General features: G+C 56.0%; 10 protein-coding genes. 6 read left to right on the top strand and 4 right to left on the bottom strand.

The window, feature by feature from the left end:
• The first annotated feature begins 12 nt into the window (after positions 1-12).
• From ACH1XZ_RS13175 to ACH1XZ_RS13200, 6 genes are all read left to right on the top strand, one after another.
• Positions 13-1662, top strand: a complete 1650-nt coding sequence (locus ACH1XZ_RS13175; RefSeq protein WP_395595927.1) for a signal transduction protein — start codon at positions 13-15, stop codon at positions 1660-1662.
• Positions 1663-1811: 149 nt separating this feature from the next.
• On the top strand, positions 1812-3269 hold the full coding sequence (locus tag ACH1XZ_RS13180) for an MFS transporter (protein ID WP_395595928.1): 1458 nt from the start codon (positions 1812-1814) through the stop codon (positions 3267-3269).
• A gap of 65 nt (positions 3270-3334) precedes the next feature.
• Positions 3335-4438, top strand: a complete 1104-nt coding sequence (locus tag ACH1XZ_RS13185; RefSeq protein WP_395595929.1) for a mandelate racemase/muconate lactonizing enzyme family protein — start codon at positions 3335-3337, stop codon at positions 4436-4438.
• Between the two features lie 23 nt (positions 4439-4461).
• The gene (locus ACH1XZ_RS13190; protein ID WP_395595930.1) at positions 4462-5289 is read left to right on the top strand and encodes an SDR family oxidoreductase; all 828 of its coding nucleotides are present in this window, start codon (positions 4462-4464) and stop codon (positions 5287-5289) included.
• Positions 5283-6194, top strand: coding sequence for a dihydrodipicolinate synthase family protein (locus ACH1XZ_RS13195; protein ID WP_395595931.1), 912 nt, complete (start codon positions 5283-5285; stop codon positions 6192-6194). Before ACH1XZ_RS13190 ends, ACH1XZ_RS13195 begins: the two co-directional genes overlap by 7 nt.
• Complete coding sequence (locus tag ACH1XZ_RS13200; RefSeq protein ID WP_395595932.1) at positions 6181-6612, top strand: GlcG/HbpS family heme-binding protein; 432 nt, start codon at positions 6181-6183, stop codon at positions 6610-6612. The genes ACH1XZ_RS13195 and ACH1XZ_RS13200 overlap by 14 nt, the downstream gene beginning before the upstream one ends.
• Before the next feature lie 50 nt (positions 6613-6662).
• On the opposite strand, the gene ACH1XZ_RS13205 is transcribed toward ACH1XZ_RS13200, so the two are convergent.
• The 4 genes from ACH1XZ_RS13205 to ACH1XZ_RS13220 form a co-directional block, all read right to left on the bottom strand.
• A complete protein-coding gene (locus tag ACH1XZ_RS13205) occupies positions 6663-7673 on the bottom strand; it encodes a LacI family DNA-binding transcriptional regulator (RefSeq protein WP_395595933.1) in 1011 nt (336 codons plus the stop codon).
• Between the two features lie 226 nt (positions 7674-7899).
• A complete protein-coding gene (locus ACH1XZ_RS13210; RefSeq protein WP_035897195.1) occupies positions 7900-8199 on the bottom strand; it encodes a DUF1889 family protein in 300 nt (99 codons plus the stop codon).
• A 271-nt stretch (positions 8200-8470) separates the two neighbouring features.
• Positions 8471-10024: a peptide MFS transporter gene (locus ACH1XZ_RS13215; RefSeq protein ID WP_395595934.1), complete on the bottom strand. Its 1554-nt coding sequence runs from the start codon at positions 10022-10024 to the stop codon at positions 8471-8473.
• A gap of 450 nt (positions 10025-10474) precedes the next feature.
• A complete protein-coding gene (locus ACH1XZ_RS13220) occupies positions 10475-11239 on the bottom strand; it encodes a siderophore-interacting protein (protein ID WP_395595935.1) in 765 nt (254 codons plus the stop codon).
• Between the last annotated feature and the right edge of the window lie 151 nt (positions 11240-11390).

Below are 11390 nucleotides of genomic sequence, written 5' to 3' on the forward strand. Positions count from 1 at the left end.
GGAGAACGTCTTATGCTGAATTTATCTCTGCCCCATGAAGCCGACACCCTCACCACGCAGCCCGGTGAAGTGTTAATGGTCACCAACGCCGACCTGCGTGAACCGGCAAACGTCACCTGCTGGCCCACTCAGAAGCTATTTGAACAACGCCTCGCAACGGCGCTGGAAAAGCTCGGCTACAGTCTACGCCGTGCACATCCGGTCAATGAAAGCCGTGGTCACGGCTTTATCAGCAGCCAGAAAGAAGGCAGCGATCTTTTCGCCAGAATCGATCCTGACGCACCGGTTATCGTCCTGCTCACCGCCTGGCAGTATTCACACCACATTGCCCCTTCACTGGTTCACCATCGCGGCCCGATCCTGCTGCTGGCAAACTTCGATGGCACCTGGCCCGGTCTTGTCGGCATGCTTTGCATGGCAGGCTGCCTGACCAGCCTTGAGCGTCCCTACTCGCGCCTGTGGTCGGAAACCTTTAGCGACGACCGCTTTATGCTCGGCCTGGATACCTGGCTTCGCGACGGGCACCTCAGCCATAAGCTGGGCTATCTGCATCCGGTTGCCGCCAGCGCCCCTTTACTGGCAAGCGATGCCGGACAGATTGGCGTGAAGGTAGGGCAATCTCTCCTCAAGCACAAAGCGATTGTCGGTCTGTTCGATACCTTCTGCATGGGGATGATTAACGGCGTCTTCCCGCAGAAAGCGATGATTGATATCGGTATTCCGGTGGAGTCGCTGTCGCAATCGGCGCTGCTGGTTGAGATGGGTAAAGTGCCACAGGCGCTGCGGGAAGCCTGCCTCGAGTGGTATGAAAGCCGCGGGATGCAGTTCAAATTCGGCCAGGACAGCACCAAAGAGCTCACCCGTGAACAGGTGCTGGAACAGTGCGCGATGATGATTGCCATGGCGCGCTTCGTGCAACGCTTCGGGCTGTCAGCGGTAGGCGTGCAGTATCAGCAGGGGCTAAAAGACAGCTGCGCAGCCTCGGACTTTGCTGAAGGCGCTATCGGCAACGCGGAACGCTTCCCGATCCCGGATGAACAGGGCCGCACTATCTGCCCGGATGCGCCAATCACCTGTATCAACGAAGTAGACATGGGCAGCGCCGTTCCGCAAATCATGCTCGCCAAACTGCTCAGCGCTCTCGGCATGGAGAGCGAGACCACCCTGCATGACATCCGCTGGGGCAGCGACTACGAAGGCACCTTCTATTGGGACCTGGAAATCTCCGGCGCCGTACCCTTTGCCCATCTCAAAGGCGGTATTGCCGGCGCGACCGGCTACCGACAGCCGCCGATGTTCTTCCCATACGGAGGTTCCACGATTGCCGGTCAGGGCAAGGCGGGGCGCTTTATCTGGGCGCGCGCGCACTACGAAGGTTCGCAGGTCATTATGCATATCGGCACCGGTACGGCGGTTGAGCTGCCACACAATGAATTTGAGCGCCGTCGTAAGGCCACAAACTACGAATGGCCGCTGCTCAACGCCGTCCTGGACGGTATCTCACGCGATGACCTGATGGCGGGGCATCAAAGCAACCACCTTAGCCTGGCCTACGTCGATGAGCCGCTACTGCCGGAGGTGTTGACGGCGTTTGTCGCCCAGGCGCTGACGCAAAATATCACCGTCTTCCTCGCCGGCGAGGCGCATTCACTGGTGAAGTAAAAAACTGACTCGCTCTGTAGTTCTTACGTTGTTAGCGATCCTGGTCAACATCCGGTTAGTTCATCTCCTTGAATAGATTAAGGAATGAATCAGCACACGTTTATCCGAGCGGCAGGGTATCCCCTGTCGTCCGGGTAAGAGAGGATTATATGTATCAGCAGCAACACATTGAATTTATTATCCAGAAGGCCAAAAAAAGACTCGATCAGCAAGAAGCCCCGGGCTGTACCAAAGCGGGCTGGCTGATGATCACCGCACTGTTAATTGAGTCATGGGATATCTATTCCATGGCCTATATTTTATTCGCGCTGAAAGACATCTATGAGCCAAGCAGTTGGCTGCTCGGCTTTACCGCAGCGGGCACCCAGCTTGGCGCGGTTATCGGCGCCCTCCTCGGCGGCTGGCTGACCGATAAACTCGGCCGGCGCAAAATCTTCCTGTGGTCAATGATTCTGTTCGCCATCTTTGCCGTCCTGCAGGGGCTCGCCCCGAACATGTACTGGCTGGCGATTATTCGCTGCCTGGCCGGTATTCCCGTCGGCGCTGACGTAGCCAACGGCTTTACCTACATCATGGAAGTGATGCCGAAAGGCAAGCGTGAAGTAATGGCAAACCGCTGGCAGTTTATGTTCGCTCTCGGCATTATCGCCGCCATTCTCCTCGTCACCACGCTGGTCGTGCTGGGCATTCATCCGGATCTCATCTGGCGCATCGTGCTGGCCGTTCCGGCAATCCCGGCCTGCGTGCTGCTGTTCATGCGTCGCGAGCTGCCGGAAACGCCCGCCTGGTTCGTTGAGCGCGGACGCTTTATCGAAGCAAAACAGGCATCTCGCGATTACTACGGCGAGCAGGACGGTCGTCTGCTTGACGATATTCTGCCGGACACCAACGTCACTATTGCTGACCCTACTCTCAAAGAGACGCTGCACGATCTATTCCGCCGTCCATTTACCCGGCGCACCACCCTGTTTGGCTGGTTCTCCTGTGCCGTGCAGTCGTTTGAAAACTACGCCTTTTCGTTCTACCTGCCGTTGATTCTGGTCACCATCGGGATTTCCGGGCAGATACAGAACAACCTCGCGCTGCTGGCGGTCAACTGCGTGGCGGCGCTCTCCGCCTTCGTCGGGCCTCTGCTGCTGCCCAAGCTTGGGCATAAAGGGCTGAGCAAATATGGCTTCCTGCTGGTTACCATCGGCATCTCTATTTCGTCATGGGGCGTCTACAGCAGCAGCTTTACCTTTATCACCCTCGGTGCGGCACTGATGCTATGGGGTCACTACTGGGATTCAGAAAGTGGGATGACCGTTATCTCACTGGTCGCCAAACCACGCTACCGCGGGATGGCTTCCGGCATTGGCTACACCATCGTTAAGGTCACCGCGTTCGTCACTACGCTGGTGTTCCCGCCGCTGTTTGAGACGCTTGGCGTACCGCTGGCGTCACTGATTATCGCCATTGCGCCATTCTGCGCCTTCCTCGCCTCCATCTTCCTGCTGCCGGAAGTCTTTGGCCACTCGGTGGGCGATGAGCACGATATGGCCCCAGACGAGAGCCGCGAACGAAGCGTTCAGGGCCCCCAAACGTCAGTATCAACGTCTAAAAACTAAATTTTCACTCCGGTGGCGAGCTACATGACGGCCGCCACCCAACATGCATACAGGAAGGATTCATCATGAACACAACCAAAATGCCCGTTATTGAAAATATTGAACTGATGACCGCCCGAGTCCCTTTACCGGAAGGCCCGTGGGGTGATCAGATTCACCACGTGACCGATATTGAAGTCGCCATTGTCGACGTTTACGGTTCAAACGGCCACGTTGGCACCGGCTTCAGCCATACCTCCGGCTGGTGCGGCAAGACCATCTCCGCGCTGATTGCAGAAATTATTCCTGACGTCATCGGCCAGCCGCTTTCACCGCGCGGCCTGTGGCATCGGTCCTACAAACACGTGCACGATGTGGGCGGCGCAGGGGTCACGACGCATGCGCTAGCGGCGCTGGATATTGCCTATTGGGATCTGCTCGGTAAAACCCTGAACGCGCCGATCATCGACATCATTGGCCGCGTGCGCGACCGCGTACCGCTGTACGGCAGCGGTATCAACCTGCACCTGTCAATTGAAGAGGTTATCGACCAGGTAAAACGCTGGCAGCGCACCGGGTATCAGGCCGCCAAGGTCAAGGTGGGGAAACCTACGCTGGAAGAGGACGTAGAGCGTCTGCGCAAAATTCAGGAAGCCGTTCCGGGGTTCCCGCTGGCCGTCGATGCCAACCAGGGCTGGAACTTCCCGCAGGCGCTGCGCGCCTTCAAGCTGTTTGAGCCGCTCAACCTGCTGTGGATTGAGGAGCCGCTGCCTTCCGACGATATCACCGGCCACCTTAAGCTGCGGGAACGCAGCACGACGCCTATCGCTCTGGGCGAAAACGTCTATAACTTAAACCAGTTCACGCAGTACATCGAAAGCGGCTGCGCGGACTATATCCAGGCAGATTTAGGCCGCGTAGGCGGGATTACCGGCTATCTCGATATTGCCGCCGTTGCCCGCGCCCACAACCTGCCAATGACGCCGCACTTTGTCATGGAGCTCAGCGCCAGCCTGCTGGCCACCGTCCCGAACATCTCGTCCGCCGAGATGACCGACGGCGGACGCTGGAAAGATCTGCGCATTATTGCCGAAGCGGGTGAAGAGGTGGATGGCTACTACGTACCGAGTGAACGCCCGGGACACGGCATCATCCTCGACCGCGACTACCTTGCAACGCACAAAATCTAACAACCTACAAAAGGGATAGAACAATGGAAGACACGTTATTCTCGGTAAAAGACAAGGTCATCATTGTGACCGGTGGCTTGGGTCAGCTGGGGGCGCAGTACGTGAAGACCCTGCATGCGCGCGGCGCGAAGGTCGCCGCGCTAGCCACCCACCTGGACGACGCGCGTATTGACCGCGTGTTCGGCGAAATTAAAGACTCTCCGCGCCTCTTCTGCGCGGAGGTCAACATTACCGATAAAACCAACATCAACCGGGTACTGGACGCCATCGAAGCCAAATGGGGCGTGGCCGATGGGCTGGTCAATAATGCCGGTGTCGATACCCAGCCGAGCGCGCCGCCGGAGGTTTCCGGGCCATTTGAAGAGTTTCCTGAAGAGGTATTCCGCGATGTCGTGGAAGTGAACCTGGTCGGCACATTCCTGATGACCCAGCAGGTGGGCAAAAGAATGCGCCAGGCAGGCAAAGGCGGCTCCATCGTCAACGTCGGCTCCATCTACGGCGTGGTGTCGCCAGTGCAGGATATCTACAGCTTCAAAAAAGAGGACACCGGCATTCCGTTCATCAAGCCCGTCGCCTATTCAGCGGCGAAGTCCGGTCTGTATAACTTCACCCGCTACTGCGCCACCTATTGGGGGCGCGATGGGATCCGCGTGAATACCCTGACGCTGTCCGGCGTCGAGCGCAGCGACCAGGACCCGCGTTTCCAAAAAAACTACACCAACCGTATCCCCATTGGCCGGATGGCAAAACCGCACGAATACAACGGCGCGGTGGTCTTTTTGCTGTCTGATGCCTCGGTCTATATGACCGGTTCAAACGTGGTGGTCGATGGAGGATGGACGGCATGGTAAACGACAAATGGCAGGCCTTTCGCGGCATTATCTCCGCCATAGTGACGCCGATGCACGCCGACGAATCCGTCAACTATTCAGCACTGGAGAAACTCGCTGAGGCGCAGTTGGCGCGCGGTGTCGAGGGATTTTACTGCTGCGGTTCCTCCGGAGAGGGGCCCCTTCTGCGCTTTGACGAGCGCCGGGAGGTGCTGGCCGCGCTGGTCAAGGCGGCCAAAGGAAAGGTTCCGGTAATTTCACACGTTGGCACGCCGCGCACTCAGGATGCGGTCGCGCTGGCAAAAAGCGCCGAGCAGGATGGCGCCAGCGCGGTCTCGCTGGTGCCGCCCTACTACTACAAGTACAGTCGGGACGAAATTATCGCCTACTATCGCCGGGTGCTGGATGCGGTTTCGATTCCGGTAATTTTGTATAATATTCCGCAATTTACCAGCGTAGAGCTGGATGCGCAGACGGCGGAGGCGTTGCTCGGTGACGAGCAAGTGCTTGGCGTTAAACACACCTCGCACAACCTTTACTCGCTGGAACGGATGATTGCCCGCTATCCCGATAAGGTCTTCTTCAACGGCTTTGATGAAATTTTCCTCTCGAGCCTGGCAGCGGGAGCCACCGCAACCGTCGGCACCACGGTCAACCTACAGCCGGAGCTGTTCCTCGCGCTGCGCCACGCCTTTAAGCAGGGTGATATTCCGCGCGCCCAGCGGCTGCAGCAGCAAATTAACGAGGTGGTTGAAGCGTTGGTCGCCCGTGGCGTTTTCCAGTCAGCGAAATACCTGGCGGGTAAAGGCGTTGTTGATACCGGGCCAACCCGCGAGCCGTTTGTCTCCCTGACGGCCACCCAGCGCGCCGAGCTGGATGCGCTGCACCAGCGCCTGCAGGGGTATATCGCCGATGCCGGACAATAATCATTTGCTTAAGCTTTACCGTCTGAACGACAGCGAAATTTGCCTGCGGGTTGCCCAATTTTTACAGGACACAGAGGCACATCCGCAGAGCAACGGGTTAGCGCTCGCGGTCGTGGGCACCGACGGCGAGCTTATCGCCTTTGGCGCCCATGCCCGTTGCCCACCGCTACCCCGTCAGCTCGCCCAGCGTAAAGCCTGGAGCGCCCTGCGCTTTCGGCGCGCGACGGCTCGGCTCGAAAGTGAGGTTGAGGCGGGTACGCTGCGGCTCGACGCTTTTCACGACCCGCTGCTGTTGGCGATGCCGGGAGGTGCGCCAGTGCTGGTAGAGGGAATGGCTATTGCCGGTGTGGGAGTGAGCGGGCTGCCGCCTGCGGCGGATGCGGAGATGGTGGAGCGGTTTATTGCGACGTTGTTTTAACGTATTTCCCCCTCTCCCCTTTGGGGAGAGGGAGGCGACACCAATAATCCTTAACGCTGCCGCTTCTCCACCGACAGCGGACGGTGAATCATCGTCATCGGCACGGTAATCTTCACATCCGCATTCTCCCCCTGCAGCTTTTGCTGCATAAGGTGGAAAGCGTGCTGCGCCCACGTATCTTCATCCTGACGCATCGACCAGACTTCATTCGGCAAAAAGCCCAGCATCTGATGCTCATCGAAGGTGCCAATCGAAATATCCGACGGAATAAAACCGTAGGTTTCCCGCAGCGCGCTCAGCGTCCCTTCCAGAATCGGCAGCGACGAGGCAATAAAGGCTTTTGGTGGCTGCTGATGCTGCTTTAAGAAGTCGAGCATCAGCTGACGCCCCTCTTCCTGACGGTTGTGGCTGGCGGATAAGATCCACTCATTACCCTGCGGTAATTCGCTCAGGTAGCCCTGCAAACGTCGCTGAATAGACGGCTGCTGCGTGTCGCCCGCGATAAAGAAAATGGGGGAAACCTCTGTGGCCTGCGTCATCGCCTGCACCAGCTTTTTACTCCCGTTATAGTTATCACTCACCACCAGCGACACATCGCTTTCGCCGAAATCACGGTCGAGCAAAACCAGCGGCCTTTTCCGCGCCAGCTTCTGATGGTGGAGCTGGCTTTCCCGCGTTGATGGCACCACGAAAAGGCCGTCCACATTACGCGCCAAAAGCCCTTCCACCAGGCTATTTTCATGATCGCTGTCGCTGTAGGTGCTCGCGATCATCAGCTGATAGCCCGCCTGACGGCAGCAGGATTCCAGCTTTTCCGCCAGCGTGGAAAAAAACAGGTTCGAGAGCCGGGGGATAACCAACCCCAGCGTTTCGGTTTTGTTCAGCTTCAGGCTACGTGCTATCTGGTTTACCACCAGCCCGTTTTCAGCAACATAATCGTTAATACGCTGCTGCGTTTTAACGCTGATGCGATACTGTTCAGCTTTGCCTCCCAATACCAGCCTGACGGTGGTAATTGAAATATCCAGCGCTCTGGCAACTTGCTCAACTGTTTTGGCCATAAAATAGGATTTTCCATAACGAACAGAACACGTTAATCATAAACTAATTCGAGTTAGCAATACATTAGCAGGCTTTTTATTTTTATCAGCACTGATTTTTCAGCACGCGAGACATGGCCGTTTTAGGGGGCGATGATGGTGGTAGAAGGGAGAGAAGGAAAGAGGATGCTTTCAACACAGGGCGAAAGCATCCGGGATAGGCTATTGGGATTTAAACAGGGTTAACTCACACCAGTGAACGGAGCTCTTCACGCATGTAGGAAGAGAAGAATTCAGGGTTCTTAATCACCATATGCTCGCCGGATTCGACCTTTTCGGCCCATCCCGCCACTTTATCTGTAAACCCTTCGCTCCAGCCGTCCTGATGACCACGTTCAGCCACCGCCGCAGAGCTTGCAGGAACACCTAACTCTTTTAAATATTTCAGAATTCCCTTCGCTGTACTCTCATCCATGGACTGTGGTACTGGCTCAGACGTGTTCATACCACCAATGAAATCCAAAGCTTTATCAATGACTGCTGGCATATGCTTGTCCTTAAAATAAACCACGTAGTAAACAAGTCTATACTATGGACCGGAATCCGGCGCAATTTCAAAGGAACCGCTCACGTTATTGCATTTATTCTCGATCAAAAATCACGTTTTATACCCGTTTTGCGCAAGAAATGGTGCGCGCTGCGCAAAAAAAAACCGATACAGAATGTACCGGCTTAGGGGATTGCCTGATGGCGCTTCGCTTATCAGGCCTACGAAGGGTTCTGTAGGCCGGGTAAGGCGTAGCCGCCACCCGGCGCTTTTACGCGTTGCTGACCGGCTTTTGTTCCGCGCTAGATTTGGCGTTTTCCAGCATCCGGCGAACCGGCACAATCAGAACGCACAGCACCGCAGCACAGATCAGCAGTGCAATGGAGCAACGCGCGAACAGGTCCGGCAGCATATCCAACTGATCGGCCTTCACGTGACCACCGATCAGACCCGCCGCCAGGTTGCCCAGCGCGCTGGCGCAGAACCACAGCCCCATCATCTGACCGCGCATTCTTTCCGGCGCCAGCAGCGTCATGGTCGCCAAACCAATCGGGCTCAGGCACAGCTCGCCGAGCGTCAGCATCAGGATACTGCCCACCAGCCACATCGGTGATACACCCGCGCCACCGTTGCTCAGCACGTTCTGCGCTGCCAGCATCATCAGACCGAAGCCCGCTGCCGCACACAGAATACCGATAACGAACTTGGTGATACTGCCCGGACGGACGTTTTTACGCGCCAGTGCAGGCCAGGCCCAGCTAAAGACCGGCGCCAGCAGGATGATGAACAGGGCGTTAATTGACTGGAACCATACCGCCGGGATCTCAAAATCACCAATCATGCGGTTGGTGTAGTCATTGGCAAACAGGTTGAACGACGTTGGTTTCTGCTCGAAGGCCGACCAGAAGAATGCCGCGGAGACCAGCAGAATAAAGCACACCAGCAGGCGCGCGCGTTCTTTACGGCTCAGGCCCGCAAAGACGAACAGGTAGATGAAGTACAGCGCAACGGAGGCTGCAATCACGTACACCAGCACGCTGGCGACGGCCACCGGGTTAATCACAATCACACCCTGGGCAATCAGAGTGATAATCACCGCCACACCGACCGCTAACGCCAGCAGCCATGCGCCAACGCCGTTTTTCTTCGCTACCGGGCTGTTCCAGGTAGAGTCGAGGCCCACTTCGCTGTCGTAGCGCTTCATTGCCGGAACGGCGAACACGCGGAAGATAACCAGCGCCACCAGCATCCCGATACCGCCGATGCCAAAGCCCCAGTGCCAACCGTGGGATTTAATCAGCCAGCCGGAAATCAGCGGCGCGATAAATGACCCCATGTTGATGCCCATATAAAACAGCGAGAATCCGCCGTCGCGACGGGCATCGCCCTTTTTATACAGCGTACCGACCATCACTGAGATACAGGTTTTAAACAGACCGGAGCCCAGTACGATAAACATCAGGCCGATAAAGAACAGGTTGTCGCCCATAAAGGCCGACAGCGCGATCGATAAGTGGCCAAGCGCAATCAGGATAGAGCCGTACCACACCGCCTTTTGCTGGCCGAGCCAGTTATCAGCCAGCCAGCCGCCCGGCAGCGCCGCCAGGTACATCGTCCCCGCGAAGATACCCACAATCGCCGAGGCGTTTTCACGCGCTAAGCCCATGCCGCCGTCATAGACGGTTGCCGCCATAAACAGAATCAGTAACGGGCGGATACCGTAAAACGAGAATCGCTCCCACATTTCGGTAAAGAACAGCGAACCCAACGGGTACGGATGACCGAAAAAGGTCCGGCTTTCGTTTTTATTAACAGAGGAATGCATAGTTTCTCCAGAGAAGGTGCGTCGTAACGCAGGTAAGTCGTGTATGCGGGCTAACCATTTTTTAATTTTGTCGATGATTAACATCTGACACGGTGTTTTTTAACCATTTGATAACCATTACATGGTCGTGTCTAGCCCTGGACCCGGTATTTTTAGACGAAAAGTCGACAAAGTTCTAGTTTTACAGATTTTGTATTGGAAACATGAATGTAGTGATTGACATCACATAACCACGTCTTTACGCATTAATAATTCATTAAAAACAATTAATTAGTCAATAGATAATCGTCAAATACAGCCCTAAATACAGGGCAAAATAATCGTATAAAAAGTGTGGAAAACAGGATGTTCATCATAATGATGAGGGGAGATCTGGATAAATCATGAGGAGAGAAATGGCAGGAACAGGGTCGCGCTATCGCATCATCGTATAGCGCAACCAGAATGCAGTTATTTCGCGTGCCAGTAGGCGCTTGAACGCACCAGCTGCGGGTCGATAGCGTCGGTCACAAAACCGTCGGTCAGATTTTTTACCACCTTCCCTTCGCCGGTTAGCCAGATAAAATAATCAGACGCCGGCACCGTGAGCTGTGCCAGACGCGCGGCGACGGTGGCGGCATCGTAGCCAGCGATCCACTCAATATTGAAACCATCGAACCCGGCCAGATAGGCTTTGTCCGCGTCCTCTTTAACCATCACCAGCGCCGTCACCTGCGGACGCTCCGCTAATGTCTGCAGCGCTTCCAGGCGGCGACGCAGCGCTGGCATTCCGGTTTCATCACAGACATACAGCTGCCAGGCATAATCTTCCGGCACCACCAGCGAACCGCGCGGGCCGCCGATAAGCAGCGTATCGCCCGCTTTTGCTGCCATTGCCCACTGGCTGGCAACACCGCCATCGTGGATAAAGAAATCGTAGGCCAGTTCGTGGCGCTCGGCGTTATAGAGCGGCGTATAGTCGCGAGCCTGCGGGCGTACGCCGTCTGCCCATACAATGCCCTCATCGGTCATCGTCGGCGGCGTCAGGGTGCCACCGGTCTGCGGGAAAAACAGCTTGGTGTGATCGTCAAAGCCGCGCGAACTAAAACCTTCCAGCGCCTCGCCGCCCAGCACCACGCGCTGGAAGGCTTCACCCATGCGCTCGACGCGCAGGACGGTCAGTTCACGAAAACGAAGTTCATTGCGCACGCGCTGCGGGTATTTGTTCTCTTTCATTGGGCGTCTCTCTCACAAATAGATATATCTAAATCTTTTGCAAATGATAATGATTGCCAACTAAACAGAAAGCAAGCTATTTTTAAGATATATGAACGGCGGTGCACGAAAAATTCATCATTAAAATTAAAATCATTACTAATCAATTAAT

This window comes from Kluyvera chengduensis, assembly GCF_044197065.1.
GTDB lineage: Bacteria > Pseudomonadota > Gammaproteobacteria > Enterobacterales > Enterobacteriaceae > Kluyvera > Kluyvera ascorbata_C.

Excerpts from the sequence above, each read along its gene's own strand:
- ACH1XZ_RS13215 (WP_395595934.1), bottom strand. The coding sequence starts at position 10,024 with ATGCATTCCTCTGTTAATAAAAACGAAAGCCGGACCTTTTTCGGTCAT.
- ACH1XZ_RS13220 (WP_395595935.1), bottom strand. The coding sequence starts at position 11,239 with ATGAAAGAGAACAAATACCCGCAGCGCGTGCGCAATGAACTTCGTTTT.
- ACH1XZ_RS13175 (WP_395595927.1), top strand. The coding sequence starts at position 13 with ATGCTGAATTTATCTCTGCCCCATGAAGCCGACACCCTCACCACGCAG.
- ACH1XZ_RS13185 (WP_395595929.1), top strand. The coding sequence starts at position 3,335 with ATGAACACAACCAAAATGCCCGTTATTGAAAATATTGAACTGATGACC.
- ACH1XZ_RS13190 (WP_395595930.1), top strand. The coding sequence starts at position 4,462 with ATGGAAGACACGTTATTCTCGGTAAAAGACAAGGTCATCATTGTGACC.
- ACH1XZ_RS13200 (WP_395595932.1), top strand. The coding sequence starts at position 6,181 with ATGCCGGACAATAATCATTTGCTTAAGCTTTACCGTCTGAACGACAGC.
- ACH1XZ_RS13195 (WP_395595931.1), top strand. The coding sequence starts at position 5,283 with ATGGTAAACGACAAATGGCAGGCCTTTCGCGGCATTATCTCCGCCATA.
- ACH1XZ_RS13210 (WP_035897195.1), bottom strand. The coding sequence starts at position 8,199 with ATGCCAGCAGTCATTGATAAAGCTTTGGATTTCATTGGTGGTATGAAC.
- ACH1XZ_RS13180 (WP_395595928.1), top strand. The coding sequence starts at position 1,812 with ATGTATCAGCAGCAACACATTGAATTTATTATCCAGAAGGCCAAAAAA.
- ACH1XZ_RS13205 (WP_395595933.1), bottom strand. The coding sequence starts at position 7,673 with ATGGCCAAAACAGTTGAGCAAGTTGCCAGAGCGCTGGATATTTCAATT.